Annotated in this window: 16 protein-coding genes; 8 read left to right on the forward strand and 8 right to left on the reverse strand. The window is 72.9% G+C overall.

All coding sequences use genetic code 11. The features are described 5' to 3' along the window. Positions 1–63 precede the first annotated feature (63 nt). Positions 64–684: a TetR/AcrR family transcriptional regulator gene (locus E0W78_RS00315; protein ID WP_207392556.1), complete on the forward strand. Its 621-nt coding sequence runs from the start codon at positions 64–66 to the stop codon at positions 682–684. Between the two features lies 1 nt (position 685). Here the strand turns inward: E0W78_RS00315 and E0W78_RS00320 are convergent, their stop codons facing one another. Next, a complete protein-coding gene (locus E0W78_RS00320) occupies positions 686–1,666 on the reverse strand; it encodes a putative sulfate exporter family transporter (RefSeq protein WP_207392557.1) in 981 nt (326 codons plus the stop codon). A gap of 70 nt (positions 1,667–1,736) precedes the next feature. On the opposite strand from E0W78_RS00320, the gene E0W78_RS00325 reads away from it, so the two are divergent. Beyond that, entirely contained in the window at positions 1,737–2,633 is an 897-nt protein-coding gene (locus tag E0W78_RS00325) for a LysR family transcriptional regulator (protein WP_131401873.1), read from the forward strand. Positions 2,634–2,692: 59 nt separating this feature from the next. Here the strand turns inward: E0W78_RS00325 and E0W78_RS00330 are convergent, their stop codons facing one another. Further along, entirely contained in the window at positions 2,693–3,784 is a 1,092-nt protein-coding gene (locus tag E0W78_RS00330) for an inositol-3-phosphate synthase (protein ID WP_131401874.1), read from the reverse strand. 12 nt (positions 3,785–3,796) lie between these two features. Further along, positions 3,797–4,384, reverse strand: a complete 588-nt coding sequence (locus E0W78_RS00335) for a PadR family transcriptional regulator (RefSeq protein WP_131401875.1) — start codon at positions 4,382–4,384, stop codon at positions 3,797–3,799. Between the two features lie 191 nt (positions 4,385–4,575). Here E0W78_RS00335 and E0W78_RS00340 point away from each other — a divergent pair, with 191 nt between their 5' ends. Continuing rightward, the gene (locus E0W78_RS00340; RefSeq protein WP_165570347.1) at positions 4,576–6,819 is read left to right on the forward strand and encodes a transglycosylase domain-containing protein; all 2,244 of its coding nucleotides are present in this window, start codon (positions 4,576–4,578) and stop codon (positions 6,817–6,819) included. A gap of 1 nt (position 6,820) precedes the next feature. Here the strand turns inward: E0W78_RS00340 and E0W78_RS00345 are convergent, their stop codons facing one another. Both E0W78_RS00345 and E0W78_RS00350 read right to left on the reverse strand, forming a co-directional pair. After that, positions 6,821–7,855: an alanine racemase gene (locus tag E0W78_RS00345; protein ID WP_131401877.1), complete on the reverse strand. Its 1,035-nt coding sequence runs from the start codon at positions 7,853–7,855 to the stop codon at positions 6,821–6,823. After that, positions 7,852–8,973 carry a peptidoglycan bridge formation glycyltransferase FemA/FemB family protein gene (locus E0W78_RS00350; protein ID WP_242686158.1) on the reverse strand — a complete coding sequence of 374 codons (1,122 nt, stop codon included), beginning with the start codon at positions 8,971–8,973 and terminating at the stop codon, positions 7,852–7,854. Before E0W78_RS00350 ends, E0W78_RS00345 begins: the two co-directional genes overlap by 4 nt. Positions 8,974–9,049: 76 nt before the next feature. Here E0W78_RS00350 and E0W78_RS00355 point away from each other — a divergent pair, with 76 nt between their 5' ends. Beyond that, positions 9,050–9,937, forward strand: a complete 888-nt coding sequence (locus E0W78_RS00355) for a siderophore-interacting protein (protein WP_131401878.1) — start codon at positions 9,050–9,052, stop codon at positions 9,935–9,937. A gap of 129 nt (positions 9,938–10,066) precedes the next feature. Here the strand turns inward: E0W78_RS00355 and E0W78_RS00360 are convergent, their stop codons facing one another. Next, complete coding sequence (locus E0W78_RS00360; protein WP_131401879.1) at positions 10,067–10,504, reverse strand: HNH endonuclease; 438 nt, start codon at positions 10,502–10,504, stop codon at positions 10,067–10,069. Positions 10,505–10,633: 129 nt separating this feature from the next. On the opposite strand from E0W78_RS00360, the gene E0W78_RS00365 reads away from it, so the two are divergent. Continuing rightward, positions 10,634–11,698, forward strand: a complete 1,065-nt coding sequence (locus E0W78_RS00365) for an aldo/keto reductase (RefSeq protein ID WP_131401880.1) — start codon at positions 10,634–10,636, stop codon at positions 11,696–11,698. Position 11,699: 1 nt separating this feature from the next. Here the strand turns inward: E0W78_RS00365 and bluB are convergent, their stop codons facing one another. Beyond that, positions 11,700–12,347, reverse strand: coding sequence for a 5,6-dimethylbenzimidazole synthase (bluB, locus tag E0W78_RS00370; protein ID WP_242686159.1), 648 nt, complete (start codon positions 12,345–12,347; stop codon positions 11,700–11,702). 40 nt (positions 12,348–12,387) lie between these two features. Here bluB and E0W78_RS00375 point away from each other — a divergent pair, with 40 nt between their 5' ends. Continuing rightward, entirely contained in the window at positions 12,388–13,056 is a 669-nt protein-coding gene (locus E0W78_RS00375) for a class I SAM-dependent methyltransferase (protein WP_207392559.1), read from the forward strand. On the opposite strand, the gene E0W78_RS00380 is transcribed toward E0W78_RS00375, so the two are convergent. Further along, positions 12,989–13,540: an MOSC domain-containing protein gene (locus E0W78_RS00380; protein WP_131401881.1), complete on the reverse strand. Its 552-nt coding sequence runs from the start codon at positions 13,538–13,540 to the stop codon at positions 12,989–12,991. The genes E0W78_RS00375 and E0W78_RS00380 overlap by 68 nt on opposite strands. Before the next feature lie 110 nt (positions 13,541–13,650). Between E0W78_RS00380 and E0W78_RS00385 the strand changes: the two genes are divergently transcribed. Beyond that, on the forward strand, positions 13,651–14,418 hold the full coding sequence (locus tag E0W78_RS00385) for an ABC transporter ATP-binding protein (RefSeq protein ID WP_131401882.1): 768 nt from the start codon (positions 13,651–13,653) through the stop codon (positions 14,416–14,418). After that, positions 14,418–16,970, forward strand: a complete 2,553-nt coding sequence (locus E0W78_RS00390) for an FtsX-like permease family protein (RefSeq protein ID WP_131401883.1) — start codon at positions 14,418–14,420, stop codon at positions 16,968–16,970. The genes E0W78_RS00385 and E0W78_RS00390 overlap by 1 nt, the downstream gene beginning before the upstream one ends. Positions 16,971–17,009: the final 39 nt, after the last annotated feature.

Genomic DNA, 17,009 nt, shown 5'->3' on the forward strand with positions numbered 1-17,009 from the left:
GTGCGGGTCACTGACAAGTTGCAGGGGTGGTGCAACTTTGACGAGCAGGGCATGCTGTCCCCCGTGGAACACCCCTCGCCCCGCCTGCGGCCCGAGGCGCTCCGCCAGCGCGACGGGCGTCGGCTGCGCGGCGAGCGCACCCGGCGCAGCATCGTCGACGCCCATTCCGCGCTGCTGCGCGAGGGCGACCTGAAGCCCACCGCGCAGACCATCGCCGAGCGCGCCGGGGTCTCGGTCCGCACCCTCTGGGTCGCGTTCGGCGACATGGAGGGCCTGCTCGACGCGACCACCGACTACTGGTTGCGCTCGGACTGGGAGCTGCGCGAGCACGTCGAGCCGTCCCTGGCGCTGGAGGAGCGGCTGGACCGCTTCGTCGCGGAGCGGGCCCGGCGGCTGGAGAACATCGCCCCGGCCGCGCGCTCGGCCGCGCTGGCCGAGCCGTTCTCGGCGGCGCTCAAGGCCAGCCGCCGTCACCACGTCCAGCGCGTGCGCGACGACGTCGAGGAGGTCTTCGCCGGCGAGCTGGCCCGGCTCGACCCGGCGGCCCGCGAGACCGAGGCGCTGGCGCTGACCGCGGCGGCCAGCTGGAACACCTGGTCGATCCTGCGCGACGACCTCGGGCTCGACGTCGCCGCCGCGAGCGCCACCATGCGCCGGACGCTGTCGGCCCTGCTCGCGGGGTAGGTCAGACCAGCGCGAGCACGAGCACCAGCGAGGTGCCGGCGACCGTCGCGGTCGCGACGGCGCTGAGCGCCAGCACGCCCGGTGGCAGGGGCAGCAGGTCGCGCACGCGCAGCCCCAGTCCGAGCCCGAACATCGCCGCCGCGAGCAGCACCGACGCCGCCCCGTCGGCGACGTCGAGCACCGGGGCGGGCAGCACGTCCGCGGTGCGCACGGCGACGGCCGCCGCGAACCCGGCCACGAACCACGGCACCACCGGGGTCCCGCGTGGCCGCCCGCCCGCGCCGGCGCCCCGGGCGACGACCGCGTACACCGGCGCCAGCAGCAGCACGCGGGTGAGCTTCACGGCGGTGGCCACGGCCAGTGCGCCCGGTCCGAGCAGCGCCGCGGCCGCGACGACCTGGCCGACCTCGTGGATGCTGGCGCCCGCCCACACCGCGGCCTGGCGGTCGTCGAGGCCGAGGGCGGCGGCGGCCCACGGGACGAGCAGCACGAGGGCGGTGCCGTGGACGGTCACGAGCGCCACGGTGACGGCCACGTCGCGCTCGCGCGGCCGCACGGCGTCCTCGACCGCGGCGACGGCCGCCGCGCCGCAGACCGAGAACCCGGTGGCGACCAGGGCGGTCAGCCGCCGGTCCACGCCCAGCACGCGTCCCGCCGTCGTGGTGACGGCGAACGTCGTGGTGAGCGTCAGCACGACCACGGCGACCCCGCCGACCCCGACGTCCGCGACGCGGTCGAGCGGCAGGCGCAGCCCGAGCAGGACGATGCCGCCGCGCAGCAGCGCGCGGGTGACGGGTGCGTGCCCGGCCAGCGGGCCGCGCCCGGCCCCGGGCGTGGCCGCGACGACCCCGCCCAGGACGAGCGCGAGCAGGAGCGGACCCGCCCACGGGACGACCAGGCTCAGCCCGAGGGACGCGCCACCGGCGGCCAGCAGGACCACGACGGCGGGGCCGCGACGTGGCGGCGGGGTGGGCTTGAGCACCCGTCCACCGTCGCGCCGACGCGGCCGTGCCGGTAGACACCGCGACCGGGACGGGGTATCACGTGAGGTGATGACTCCTCCCGACCTGGACGTGACCACCCTGCGGCTGCTCGTCGCGCTCGATGAGCGCGGCAGCATCAACGCCGCCGCGGCGGCGCTCGGGCTCACCCAGCCCGCGGCCAGCGCCCGGGTGCGCGCCTTCGAGACCCGGTGGCGGCTCGCGGTCGTCCAGCGCTCGGCCCGGGGGTCGACGCTCACCACCGACGGACGCGCGGTGGTCGCCTGGGCGCGCCCGGTGCTGCACCACCTCGACACCATGCGCGAGGGGCTGGCGGCCATGAGCGCCGAGCGCGGCGGGGAGGTCGCGATCGCGGCGAGCCTCACCGTCGCCGAGTTCCTGCTGCCCCGGTGGATCGCCGAGCTGCGCTCGCGCCGGCCGGACCTGCAGCCCCGGCTGCAGGTGGTCAACAGCGCCCGCGTCGGCGAGCTCGTCCGCTCCGGGGCCGTCGACGTCGGCTTCATCGAGACCGCCGCGCGGCCCACCGACCTGCAGACCCGCACCATCGGCCACGACCGGCTCGTGGTCGTCGTCGCGCCCGGCGACCCCTGGGCCCGGCGCCGGACGCCGCTGGGTGCCGACGCGCTCGCCGCCCGGGCGTGGGTCATGCGCGAGCCGGGCAGCGGCACCCGCAGCACCTTCGAGACCGCCGTGCGCCGGCAGGTGGACGTGGCGCTCGAGGCCAGCAGCACCACCGCCCTCGTCGGCGCCGCCCTGGCCGGCATCGGGCCGGCCGTCGTGCCCGCGCGGGCCGTCGTCGCCGAGCTCGAGACCGGACGCCTGGTGCAGGTGCCGGTGGGGCTGGACCTGCGTCGTCCGCTCACCGCGGTCTGGCGCCCGCAGGAGCGCCTCCCCGACGCCGTCGGCGACCTCGTGCTCGTGGCGGTCGAGGCCACCCGGACCCCGTGAGACGGCGACGGGCCCCCGACCAGGTGGTCGGGGGCCCGTCGTCAGGCTGCGAGCAGCGCTCAGCGCTCCTCTTCACCGCGGATGAACGCCTCGAGGGAGGCGCGGCCGTGGTCGTCGGCGCGCTGCACCGGCGGGCTCTTCATCAGGTAGGACGAGGCGCTCAGCAGGGCGCCGCCGATGCCGCGGTCCTTGGCGATCTTCGCCGCGCGGATGGCGTCGATGATGATGCCGGCCGAGTTCGGCGAGTCCCAGACCTCGAGCTTGTACTCCAGGTTCAGCGGGACGTCGCCGAAGGCGCGGCCCTCGAGGCGGACGTAGGCCCACTTGCGGTCGTCCAGCCACGCGACGTAGTCGCTCGGGCCGATGTGGACGTTGCGGTCGTGGACCTTGCCCGACAGCTCGCCGGTCAGGTTCGAGGTGACGGCCTGGGTCTTGGAGACCTTCTTGGACTCCAGGCGCTCGCGCTCGAGCATGTTCTTGAAGTCCATGTTGCCGCCGACGTTCAGCTGGTACGTGCGGTCCAGCGTGACGCCGCGGTCCTCGAACAGCTTGGCCATGACGCGGTGCGTGATGGTCGCGCCGACCTGGCTCTTGATGTCGTCGCCGATGATCGGGACGCCCGCGTCCTCGAACTTCTTGGCCCACTCGGGGTCGGAGGCGATGAAGACGGGCAGCGCGTTGACGAAGGCGACGCCGGCGTCGATGGCGCACTGCGCGTAGAACTTGTCCGCCTCCTCCGAGCCGACCGGCAGGTAGGACACGAGCACGTCGGCCTGGGTGTCCTTGAGCACCTGGACGACGTCGACCGGGTCGGCGGCCGACTCCTCGATCGTCTCGCGGTAGTACTTGCCCAGGCCGTCCAGCGTGTGGCCGCGCTGCACCTCGACGCCCAGCGTGGGGACGTCGCAGATCTTGATGGTGTTGTTCTCGGAGGCGCCGATGGCCTCGGAGAGGTCCTTGCCGACCTTCTTGTCGTCGACGTCGAACGCGGCGACGAACTGGACGTCGCTGACGTGGTACTCGCCGAACTGGACGTGCATCAGGCCGGGCACCTGGCCGTCGGCCGGGGCGTCCTTGTAGTACGTCACGCCCTGGACCAGGGACGTCGCGCAGTTGCCGACGCCCACGATCGCTACTCGAACCGAACCCATGGGTCCTCCGTGTTACTCGTTGACGGTGTCGGGGCGCGGCGACGTCTGTGCCGCCCGCTCCCGGTCGATGAGCTCGGTGAGCCATCGGATCTCGAGCTCGGCGAGCTCGAGACGGTGTCGCTGGCGCTCCAGGCGGTAGGCGTCCTTGCCTCGCCGGCGCGTGGTGTACGCGCGGCGGATCCGCTCGAGCTTCTCCTCCAGCCGGGCGCGGCGGCCCTCCAGCACGCGGATGCGTGTGGCGACCGCGACCCGGGAGAAGAACGCGAACCGCACGTCGAAGCTCTCGTCGTCCCACGTGCTCGGCCCGGCGTCCTCCAGCAGCTCGGCGAAGCGGTCCTTGCCGTCGCCGGTGAGCTGGTAGACGATCCGGGCCTTGCGGCCGCGGGCGAGCGCGTCGGCCTCGGGCAGCGCGGGCGTCTCGGCCTGGATGGATCCGGCCGCGACGAGCGCCTTGAGGGTGGGGTAGAGCGTGCCGTACGACAGCACGCGTCCCCAGCCGAGGACCACGTTGAGCTCCTTGCGCAGCTCGTAGCCGTGCATCGGCGCCTCGTGCAGCAGGCCGAGGACGGCCAGCTCCAGCGCGTTGCTGCGTCGTGCCACGTCCACTCCTCCCACTCGATGCGCCGTTCGCGTTATATCGAGACGATACATCGAGAGGGTGTGTTCGGGAACACCCCACGCTCACGACTCTCGATTTTGTGGCTCGATCCGCCACACTGGACCGGATGTCGTGCCGGTCCTCGGACGGGTGCGGCCCTGTGCAACGTCCTCGAACGATGGAGAAGCCCGGAGTGAAGAAGCTCGCGCGCAAGATCAGCGGCACCGGAAAGTCGTGGTGGGTCTCGACCCTCCGCTGGCTCGCCGTGCTCTTCTCCCTGGGTCTCGTCCTGGGTGTGGCCACGCTGTTCGCGCTGTACCAGCTCATCGACGTCCCCAGTGCGAACGCCGACTTCAAGACGCAGACCACGAAGGTCTACTACAGCGACGGCAAGTCCCAGATCGGCAGCTTCGCCACCCAGGACCGCGAGTCCATCGACTTCGAGCAGATGCCCGAGACCATCCGCGCGGCCGTCATTGCCGCCGAGGACCGGACGTTCTACGACAACGAGGGCATCGACTTCAAGGGCATCCTGCGCGCGGTGCGCAACAACACCACGAGCGGCGAGATCACCAGCGGTGGCTCGACCATCACGCAGCAGTACGTGAAGGTGCTCTACCTCAACCAGGAGCGCTCCTACAGCCGCAAGGTCAAGGAGGCGATCCTGTCGCTCAAGATCTCGCGCCAGCAGAGCAAGGAGGAGATCCTCCAGGGCTACCTGAACACGATCTACTTCGGCAACGGCGCGTACGGCGTGCAGGTCGCGTCCAAGACGTACTTCGGCCACAGCGCGTCCAAGCTCCAGGTCGACGAGGCCGCGGCCCTGGCCACGGTCATCAACAACCCCAGCTACTACGACCCGTACTCCGAGGACGTCGAGACGCGGATGATGCCGCGCTACCGCTACGTCCTGTCGGGCATGCTCAAGGCCGGCGCGATCAGCCAGGCCGACTACGACAAGTACGCCGAGAAGCTGCCCACGTTCAAGAAGAAGACCAACAGCGGCCGCTACAAGGGCACGCGCGGGTTCCTGCTCGACCTCGTGCGCAAGAAGCTGGTCGGCCTGGGCTACACCGACGCCCAGATCGACGGCGGCGGTCTGCGCATCGTCACCACCTTCGACCGGAAGATGCAGAACGCGGCGGTCGAGGCCGTGCGCGAGTCGCGTCCCGACGGGCTCAAGGAGCTGCACCAGGCGCTGGTCACCATCCAGCCCGGCACCGGTGCGGTGAAGGCGATGTTCGGCGGCGACGACTTCCTCAAGAGCCAGCTCAACTGGGCCACGCTCGGCGCCCAGCCCGGCTCGACGTTCAAGGTGTTCGGCGTCATCGCCGCCCTCGACAACGGCTTCAGCCTCAAGACCCAGCTCGACGGAAACTCGCCCTACCGCCTGCCCGGCAGCAGCGTGACGATCGGCAACCAGGGCGACTCCGGCGGCCAGTCCTTCGGACGCGTGCCGCTCGAGCGCGCCACCGAGGAGTCGATCAACACCGCGTTCGTCGACCTGACCGTCCAGATGGAGGACGGCCCGGACAAGATCGTCAAGGCCGCCCGCGACGCCGGCGTCAGCGAGCGCGCCCTGTCGGTCTACGACGACGAGAACGTCCGCGGCGTCGTGACGTCGCTGGGCACCGAGGTCATCCCGACCATCGACATGGCCAACGCGTACGCGACGCTCGCCGCCGAGGGCAAGCGCTCGGAGTGGTACGTCGTCAAGCGGGTCGAGTCGCCCGAGAAGCGGGTGCTCTACAAGCACGACGCCCGCCCCAAGCAGTCCATCGACGAAGACGTCGCCGCCGACACGCTCAAGGCGCTCCAGGGCGTCGTCAGCAACGGCACCGGCACCAACGGCCGCACCGTCTGCCCCACCGCGGGCAAGACGGGCACGGCGACCGCCGGCCCGCGCAAGGACCAGCACGTGTCGTCGTCGTGGTTCGTCGGCACGACCCCGAAGCTCACCACCGCCGTCATGTACAACCGCGGCAAGGGCAACGAGGACCTCGAGGGCTACATGCCCACGTTCTACGGCGGCCAGTACCCGGCCAAGACCTTCGCCAACTACATGAACAAGGTCCTGGACTCCTCCGACTGCGGCTCGTTCCCCCCGCCGGCCAACATCAAGGCCGACCAGGGCACCGACTACGTCGCGCCGGCGCCGACCTGCGGCGACGGCAAGCGCTACAGCAGCTCGGCCGGCGAGTGCGTCAGCACCGTGCCCGACTGCAAGGACGGCGAGACGCTCAACAAGGGCAAGTCCAAGTGCGTCAAGGAGGAAGAGGAGGAGGAGAAGCCCGAGCCGACGCCGACGAAGCCGACGCCGGTGAAGCCGACTCCGACCCAGCCGACGCAGCCCACCCCGACGCAGCCGACCCCGACGACGCCGCCGGTCACCCCGAACCCGGGCGGCGGCGGCCCGGCCGCCCCGAGCGGCCAGTAGGTCAGTCGATCACCACGGCGTCGAAGGACGCCGTGGTGAACCGCACCGAGGCGGTGACCTCGTCGCCCACGGCGGGCGGGGTCACCGACTCGGGCAGCAGCACGAGGCTGACGTGCATGTGCGGCGGCTCGGCGAACCAGCGCTGCCGGCCGCCGACCACGAACGGCGACAGCGACAGCCCGGCGGCCTCCAGGCCGCCGCGAGCGACGGACTTGCCCCGCTGCACGACGCCGCTGACCGCCTTGGGCGCCTCCAGGCCGATGCCGTGGCTGGTGCCGCCGGCCACGACGAGCAGGTAGCCGCCGCGCGGCACCGGGCGCTGCCGGTAGCCGATCCGCTCGCCCCGCTCGACCTGGTGGACGTCCAGCACGTGGGCGCGCACCGAGAGGGCGCCCGGGTCGCCGAGCCACAGCGACGTGCCGATCCGGGGCCGGATCGTCAGGTGCGGCCGACGCGAGGCCAGCTCCGCGTGCTCGGCCGGGTCCAGGTGCGAGACGAGCACGGTCGTGGTGTCCAGGCGGGACGCCTCGAGCGCCGCGACCCAGCTCTCGGCCTCGGCCAGGTGGCCGCGTCCGAGCGGCAGGTGCAGCGCGAAGCCCTCGACCTGCAGGTCGCCGAGCGCGGCGACCGCGGCGGCGATCTCGTGCCGGTCCAGCCCGTGGCGCGACATGGACGTCTCGCCCTCGACCACCACGCGGGTGCCGGCCGGAGCGGTGGCCGCGAGCGCCGCGACGTCCTCGACCCGCCCGACGGTGTGCACGACCCGCGGGCCGAGCACGACGTCGTCCAGGAACGGACGCCACGGGGTCAGCACCAGCACGTCGCCGGCGAAGTCCTGCAGGGCGCCGGGCACCTCGGCGTAGGTGCCGACGGCGATCATGTCGACGCCGAGCGCCGCGGCCTCGCGGGCCAGGACGTCGCGGCCGAAGCCGTAGCCGTTGCCCTTCACCACCGGGACGATGCCCGGGTGGTCGGCCGCGTGCTGGCGCAGGTGGGCGCGCCAGCGCGCCCCGTCGACGTGAAGCCGGAAGCTCATCCGCGCCTCCCCATGTAGACCGTGAACGCCTTGTGCAGCACGCGGTTGATCGGCAGGTCCCACTCGCCCAGGTACTCCACGGCCTCGCCGCCGGTGCCGACCTTGAACTGGATCAGGCCGCGGTGCGGGTCGTCGGAGGAGATGGTGTCGGTGATGCCGCGCAGGTCGTAGACGGTCGCACCGGCCGCCAGGGCGTCGCGGATCATCTGCCACTGCACGGCGTTCGAGCCGCGCACGTCGCGCTTCTCGGTGGTCGAGGCGCCGTAGGAGTACCAGGCGTGCTCGCCGACGCGCACCAGCGTGGTCGCGGCGACGAGGTCGCCCTCGTGGTGCGCGAGGTAGAGCGTGAGCCGCTCCGGGTCCTCGGCGGTCAGGGCGTCCCACATGCGCTCGAAGTACGACAGCGGTCGCGGCGTGAAGTGGTCACGCTCGGCGGTCTCGACGTAGACCCGGTGGAAGTCGGCCAGGTCGGCGCGCGTGCCGCGGGTGACCTCGACGCCGTTCTTGGCCGCCTTCTTGATGTTGCGGCGCCACAGCTGGTTCATGCCGGCCAGGACCTCGTCCTCGGTGCGCCCGGCCAGCGGCAGCTGGAAGTTGAACGCAGGCTGCCCGGCCGAGAAGCCGCCGGTCGTGGGCACCGGCGTCCAGCCGGCGGCCACGAGGGCGTCGCGGACGGCCTCGGCCGCGGGGTCGGCCTCGTCGGCCGGCACCTCGCCGAGGGTGTTGAGACCGTCGTCGGCCAGCGCCTTCTTGATCGTGTCGGCGTGCCAGCGGCGGCGCACCACGGGCGGGCCCATGCGGATGCCGAACGCGTGCGACGCCTTGAGGTGCGTGCGCAGCGGGGTCAGCCAGTCGTCCAGCGTGGCCGCGTCCCAGGCGATCGCCGGTCCCTCGGGCAGGTAGGCGAGGTAGCGGTCGAGCTTGGGCACCTTGCGGTAGAGCACCAGGCCGGCACCGACGAGCTCGTCGCCCTCGAACCAGCCGACGGACTCGTTGCGCCACTCGTTCTTCACCTGCCCCCACGCCGGGGTCTGCAGGAAGCTCGCGGACGGCTGCGTGCGCAGGAACGCCAGGTGCTGCTCAGGGGTGATCGGTCGGACGCGCAGGGGTCGGGTCACCCGTCGAGGCTACCAACCTGGGCTTCTGAGGAGATGTCGGTTAGCCTTCCCTAAGTAGTCCGCCGAGAGGAACCCCATGCAGACCGTCCGTGCCACCGTCACCGACCGGCGTCCGCTGACCCCGCACCTGGTGCGGCTCACGCTCGCCCTGCCGGAGCCGATGACGACGGGGGTGCCGGACGAGTACGTGCGCGTGCTCATCGCGCCGGAGGGCCGGGAGCTCGTCCTCCCGCAGATCGACGAGAAGTTCAACGTCACCTACCCCGAGGGCGCGGCGGAGCCGATCAGCCGGGTCTACACGATCTCCGACCACCGCGAGACCGTCGCCGGCACCGCCGAGATCGACCTCGACGTCGCGCTGCACGACGTCGGCCCGGGCGCGGCCTGGGCGCGCGACTGCGCGATCGGCTCCGAGGTCGGCGTCATCGAGCCGCGCGGGCTGTACGGCGCCGGACCCGACGTCCCGTGGCAGCTGCTGGTCTGCGACATCACCGGCGTGCCGGCCCTCGCCCGCATCCTGCGCGGCCTGCGCCCCGGCCAGCGGGCCGAGGCGCTCGTCGTGCTGACCGACGCCGCCGACGAGATGGACCTGCCCACCCTCGGCGACGTCACCATCACGTGGCAGGTCGTCCAGGACGAGCGCGGGGTCGAGGACGCCCTCACCCGCGCCGTGCTCGGCCGCTCGCTGCCCGAGACCGCCGGCGAGCGCTACGTCTGGTTCGCCGGCGAGGCCCGCGCCAGCCGCGCCGTCCGCCGCCACCTGCGCAAGACGCTCGGCTGGGCGCAGACCGACTTCTACACCTGCGGCTACTGGCAGTTCGACGCCGAGGCGTGGAACGCGCGCTACGCGACGGTCGCCGACGACGTGGTCGCCCGGGCCCAGGCGGCCTACGCCGCCGCCGGCGACGACACCGGCGCCTACCTCGACGCGATCGAGGAGATCTACGAGTCCGTCGGCCTCTGACCCCCGCCCTCCCGCGTGAGCGGTGAGTGGTCCACGCACCTCGGCGTGGGCTGGTGAGTCGTCCACCACCGCGGGACGTCCCGAGGTGGACGACTCACCGCCCGAGCGGAGCTCGCGCGGAAGGTGGGCTCAGACCAGGGCGAGGTAGCCGGGCGCGGACGGCGTGAGGAGCAGCGTCATGCCGGCCTCGGCCGGGGTGCGGTCGGCCTTGCGGTGGTTGCAGCGCAGGCAGGCCGCGACGGCGTTCTCCCAGCTGAGCGTGCCGCCCCGGCTGCGCGGGACGACGTGGTCGACGGTCTCGGCGTGGCCGCCGCAGTAGGCGCACATCTTGTCGCGGGCCTTGATCGCCGCCTTGGTGCACAGCCGGGTGCGGCCGTGGGTCCAGCGCATCACCACGTAGCGCACCAGGCGCAGCACCTTGGGGACCTTGAACGGGCCGAAGTCCTGGTCGGTCGCCTCCTCGACGACGGCGACCTGACGGACGAGCATCTTGATGGCGTGTCGCACCGACACGCGCTGCAGTGGCTCGTAGCTCGCGTTGAGTACCAGGACGTGCTCAGCCGTCATGGGGTGCCCCTTCCGAGAGGAACAGTAGCCGCGAACGCCCCGCCGGGACAGGGTTCCTGACGGATCGCCCAGGTGGCGTCACCTCGCCGCTCACGGTGCGTCCCGTGGCCGCGCGACTAGCGTGGACGGGTGAGCACCCCCTACTTCGCCGCCGACGTCCCCGAGACCCACCGGCCGTACGTCGCCGCCGCCGACCGGCACCAGCAGCTGGAGTACCGCCGGGTCGGACGCTCGGGACTGCTGCTCCCGCCGATCTCGCTCGGCCTCTGGTACAACTTCGGCGACAACCGGACGTTCGACAGCCAGCGCGAGATCCTGCGCCACGCCTTCGACCACGGCATCACCCACTTCGACCTGGCCAACAACTACGGCCCGCCGTACGGCGCAGCCGAGGAGAACTTCGGCCGGATGATGCGCACCGACTTCAAGCCGTACCGCGACGAGCTCGTCCTCTCCTCCAAGGCCGGCTGGGACATGTGGCCCGGCCCGTACGGCAACCTCGGTTCGCGCAAGTACCTGCTGGCCAGCCTCGACGCGTCGCTGCAGCGGATGAGCGTCGACCACGTGGACGTCTTCTACTCCCACCGCGCCGACCCCGACACCCCCGTCGAGGAGACGATCGGCGCGCTCGACACCGCGGTGCGCCAGGGCAAGGCGACGTACGTGGGCATCTCCTCGTACGGCCCCGAGCGCACGCGCGAGGCGATCACGGCCGCCCGCGCGCTCGGCACGCCGCTGGTGATCCACCAGCCCTCGTACTCGCTGCTCAACCGGTGGGTCGAGGGTGGCCTGCTGGACGTCCTGGACGAGGCCGGCCTGGGCTCCATCGCCTTCACCGTGCTCGCGCAGGGCCTGCTCACCGACAAGTACGTCGACGCGTCCGACCCCGACCGGGCCCAGCAGCGGCCCAGCTTCGACGACGAGGTGGCCCAGCAGAACCTGCACCGCGTGCGGGGCCTGGCCGAGGTGGCTCGTGGGCGCGGCCAGACGCTGGCGCAGATGGCCGTCTCGTGGGTGCTCCGTCCCGGCGGCGTGACGTCGGCGCTCGTCGGCGTGTCCTCGGTCGAGCAGCTCGACGAGAACCTGGCCGCCGCGGCGCGCACCGACTTCAGCGACGACGAGATCGCCGCGATCGAGGAGCACGCGGTCGACGGCGGCGTCGACCTGTGGGCGGTCTCCTCGACGATCGCGTAGGTCAGCCGGGGTAGCGCTCGGCGTGCACGGCCTGCTCGAGCGGGCGCTTGGTGCGCCAGCCGTGCCGCTCGAGGTCGGGCACCTGCTGCAGCCGCTCGACGTCGCCCACGCACAACCAGGCCACGGGCCGGACGTGCTCGGGCGCACCGACCAGCTCGCGCAGGAACGGCTCGCGGTAGAACGACACCCAGCCCACGCCCAGGCCCTCGGCGGTCGCGGCCAGCCACAGGTTCTGGATGGCCAGGCACACCGAGTACAGCCCGGCGTCGGCGATCGCGTGCCGGCCGAGGACGTGCTGGCCTCCGCGCGTGGGGTCGTAGGTGGCGACGACGCCGAGGCCGGACTCACGGATCCCCTCGACCTTGATCCGGTCGAAGGTCGCGCGGCGGTCCGCCGGCAGGCTCGCGGCGAACGTGTCGCGCTCGGTGGCCACGTGGGTGGCGAAGGCGTCCAGGGTGCCGGGCTCGCGCACCAGCACGAAGTCCCACGGCTGGCTGTGCCCCACGCTCGGAGCCGCGTGCGCCGCGCCCAGAACCCGCAGCAGGACGTCCTCGGGCACGGGCTCGCCGGTGAACTCGGCCCGCACGTCGCGGCGGCGGGCGATCACGTCGTACAGGTCGGACAGCGGGGCGTCGGTCGGGTCGGGCACGGGCACGACCCTAGGCCCGGACGCGCGTAGCCTGCGGCGGGTGACCGCCGACGCCGTCCGCGCCTACGGGGCGCGGGCCACCGAGTACGCCGACCTGCTCGGCCGCATGGACGCGGTGGCCGACGCCGACCGCTCGCTCGTGCTCCGCTGGGCCCGCGAGCGGTCCGGGCCCGTCGTCGACGCCGGCTGCGGACCGGGCCACTGGACCGACCTGCTGCGCCGCGAGGGCCTGGACGTCGAGGGCGTCGACCCCACGCCGGAGATGCTCGCGCTCGCCCGCGACCGGTTCCCCGCGTGCCGGTTCCGGCCCGGCCGGCTGGAGGACCTCGGCGTCCCGGACGCCTCGCTCGACGGCGTCCTGGCCTGGTTCTCGGTCATCCACACCGCGCCCGAGGACGTGCCGGCGGCGCTGGCCGCCGTGGCTCGCGCGCTGCGCCCGGGCGGCAGCGTCCTGCTCGGGTTCTTCACCGGGACGGTCGTGGAGCCGTTCGACCACGCCGTCACCACGGCCCACCGCTGGCCGGTGGACGCGCTCGCGGACCGCCTGCGCGACGCCGGGCTCGTGGTGCGCGAGACCCACGCCCGCACCGACCCCGGCGTCCGGCCGCAGGGCGCGGTCGTCGCGGACCGTCCGGTCCGGGTCAGCTCGTCGGGGCCGCCGCGACCCGCCGACGCAGCTCGTCCGGCTCCAGCGCGCGGACGCCGGTGATCGTCGCCGGGCCGAGCGCGAGCTCGCCGTCGTCGAGCGGCTCGCACCGGATGCCGCCGCGTCCGCGCAGCGCCTTGTGCGCCCCGTCGGCGTAGACCACGTTCATCCACGCGCACGGGTTCGCCGGCGTCAGCGACCGGAACCGGATGGGACCGTGGCCGGCGTCCAGGGTGAACTCGTGCCGGGCCAGCGCGTCGACGTCCAGGCCACGGGTCACGACGTTGCGCCGGGCGAGCATGGGGTCGAACGGTCCGGCGCCCAGCTCGTCCTCGAGCCAGGCCAACGACTCCGCGGCGATGATCGTGACGGTGGCGTAGGTGAAGCGGGTGCCGAAGTAGCGGTCGCCGACCAGCCCCTTGTGGGCGCGCACCCGGACGCTGTCGCGGTGCTCGGGCCCGTCGTACGGCTTGAGTCCGTCGGCCGGGCGTCCGTCCATGCGGTTGCGCGGCGAGGTCAGCAGTCCCACCACGTCCAGCTCGGCCATGGCCCGACCCTAGCCCGCGGGCCAGGGTCCGATCAGGTCGATCACGTACTCCCCCGTGTCGCCGCGCGGCACTAGCGTGACGCCTGACGGCCGACGCCCCAGGAGAACCCATGACCGCTGCTGCCCCCGCCACCCGCCAGGTCGCCGCGCGCGCGACCGACCTCACCAAGGTCTACGGATCCCGCGACGCCGAGGTGCGTGCCCTCGACGGCGTCTCCCTCGACGTCCACGCCGGCGAGTTCACCGCCGTCATGGGCCCGTCCGGGTCCGGCAAGTCCACCCTCATGCACTGCTTCGCCGCCCTCGACACCCCCACGAGCGGGTCGGTGCTGATCGGCGACACCGAGCTGTACTCGCTCAAGGACAAGGCGCTCACCGAGCTGCGCCGCGACCGCATCGGGTTCGTCTTCCAGGCGTTCAACCTGGTGCCGACGCTCACGGCGCGCGAGAACATCCTGCTCCCGGTCTCGATCGCCGGCCGCAAGCCCGACGCCGCCTGGTTCGACCAGGTCATCGAGGCCACCGGCCTGGCCGACCGGCTCGACCACCGGCCCTCGGAGATGTCCGGCGGCCAGCAGCAGCGCGTCGCCTGCGCCCGCGCGCTGGTCAGCCGGCCCGACATCGTCTTCGCCGACGAGCCCACCGGCAACCTCGACTCCACGTCCGGCGCGGAGGTGCTGGGCTTCCTGCGGCGCAGCGTCACCGACTTCGGCCAGACGATCGTCATGGTCACGCACGACCCGGTGGCGGCGTCCTACACCGACCGGGTCGTCTTCCTGGCCGACGGCCGCGTCGTCGACGAGATGCGCGAGCCGACCGCCGAGCGCGTCCTGGAGCACATGACCGCGCTGCAGACCCGTCAGCTGGGCGGGCAGTGATGCGCAAGGTCACGCTGCGCAACCTGCTCGCGCGCAAGGTCCGGCTGCTGCTCAGCGCCTCGGCCATCGTCCTGGGCGTGGCGTTCGTGGGCGGGTCCCTGGTGTTCACCGACACCATCGACTCCTCCTTCGACGGCATCGTCGAGGGCTCGATCAACGACGCCATGGTGCGCCAGGCCGGCTCGGGCGCCGACGGCACGACCGGGGGCGGGTTCAACCTCGACGCCCGCAGCATCCCGGCGTCCACGGTCGCCGAGCTCGCCGCGCGCGACGGGGTCGCCCGCGCCGACGGCTCGGTCGACGGCCAGGGCCTGTTCGTGGTCAAGAAGAACGGCAAGCTGCTCGGCGGCACCGGTGCCCCGACGCTCGCGTTCAACTGGACCGACGCGCCCAACACGCTCGGCGAGCCGGTCGCCACCATCACGTCCGGCCGGGCCCCGCAGGCGTCCGGCGAGGTCGTGCTCGACGAGCGGGCCGCCGACCAGGCCGGCTACGAGGTCGGCGACACCGTGCAGATGATCACCGCCGGCGAGCAGCCGCGCGTGCAGGCCGAGCTGGTCGGCCTGGCCGAGTTCGCCGGCGGCGGGCTGGCCGGCGCGTCCCTGGTCTTCTTCGACACCGCCACCGCGCAGGACGTCTTCCTCGACGGGCAGGACGCGTTCACCTCGATCGCGCTCACCGCCGACCCCGGCGTCACGCAGGCCGAGCTGGTGAAGGCCGTCGAGCCGGCGCTGCCGGACGGCCTCGAGGCGGTCACCGGCGACGAGCTGACCGACGAGATCGAGGGCCTGGTCGGTCAGCTGCTGGGCTTCCTCAACACCTTCCTGCTCGTGTTCGCCGGCATCGCCCTGGTGGTCGGGTCGTTCCTCATCGTCAACACGTTCTCGATCCTGGTCGCGCAGCGCAGCCGCGAGCTCGCGCTGCTGCGGGCGCTCGGCGCCTCGCGCGGGCAGGTGTCACGCTCGGTGCTCACCGAGGCCGCGGTCGTCGGGCTCGTCGGGTCCACCCTGGGTGTCGCGGTCGGCTACGGGCTGGCCGCCGCGCTGAAGGCGCTGTTCGGGCAGTTCGGGCTCGACCTGTCCGGCACCGCCCTGGTGCTGCAGCCCAGCACGATCGTCGTGTCGTACGTGGTCGGCCTGCTGGTCACGATGGTCGCGGCCTACCTGCCGGCCCGGCGGGCCTCGCGCATCGCCCCGGTGGCGGCCATGCGCGACGACGTGGCGCTGCCCGAGTCGTCCATCCGCCGCCGCGTCGTCGCCGGCGCGGTGCTGGCCGTGGTCGGTGCCGGACTCATGGCGTCCGGGCTGGCCGGAGTCGCGTCCGACCACGCCCTGCAGGTCGGCCTGGGGGTGCTCGCGGTGCTGCTCGCCATCGTGCTGGCCGGTCCCGCGCTCGCGCAGCCGGTGCTCGCCGCGTTCGGCGTCGTCTACTCGCGGCTCTACGGCACGGTCGGCCGCCTGGCCACGCAGAACTCGCGGCGCAACCCGCGGCGCACGGCGGCCACGTCCTCGGCGCTCATGATCGGCATGGCCCTGGTGACGACGATGTCGGTGCTCGGCGCCTCGGTGAACAAGTCGATCGACGTCGGCGTCGACGAGCAGTTCACCAGCGACTACCTCATCTCCAACGCGGTCGGACAGCCGTTCTCGCCGCAGATCGCCGAGGACGTCGCGCAGGTCGACGGCGTCGCGGTGGTCTCGGCCCAGCAGACCGTCACGATGAAGGTCGACGACTCCGACACGTGGGCCACGGCGGCCGAGGCCGGGCCGCTCGACGAGATCTTCGACATCGTCTACAGCTCCGGCGAGTCCGCGCAGCGCGACGGCGAGATCGCGCTCAACGAGACGAAGGCCGGACAGCTCGGCGTCGGCGTGGGCGACACGGTCGACGTCGCGCTCGGCGGCCGCGAGCAGCCGGCCACCGTCACCGGCGTCTACGAGGACACCTACGTCATCGGCACCGCGCTCGTCCCGCTCAGCACCGTGGTCGCGTCGCAGGTGCAGCGCACCGACAGCGGCGTCGCGCTCGACGCCGAGCCGGGCGTGGACGTCGAGGCGCTCGGCGACCGGCTGGAGAAGGCCACCGCCGACTTCCCCACCGTCACGGTCCAGACGAAGCAGGACTTCGCCGAGTCCCAGCGCGCCCAGGTCAACACGCTGCTGTACCTGATCTACGCACTGCTGGGCCTGGCGATCGTCATCGCCATCCTCGGCATCGTCAACACGCTGGCGCTGAGCGTCATCGAGCGCACGCGCGAGGTGGGCCTGCTCCGCGCCGTGGGCGTCAGCCGCCCGCAGCTGCGCCGCATGGTGCGCCTGGAGTCCATCGCCATCGCCGTGCTCGGCGCCCTGCTGGGCGTCGCCGCCGGCCTGGTGTTCGGCGTCGTGCTGCGCGCGGCGTTCGAGGACGACGGGCTCACCGACCTGGCGGTCCCCTGGCTGCGCCTGGCGGTGTTCGTCGCGGTGGCCGCCCTGGTCGGCGTGCTGGCCGCCGTCCTGCCCGCCCGCCGGGCGGCCCGGCTGGACGTCCTCACCGCGATCTCCTCGGCCTGAGCCGGCCACCGTCGTCCCCGGGGGGATTTCCCCGGGGCG

Source organism: Aeromicrobium sp. IC_218 (assembly GCF_004336805.1).
Lineage (GTDB): Bacteria > Actinomycetota > Actinomycetes > Propionibacteriales > Nocardioidaceae > Aeromicrobium.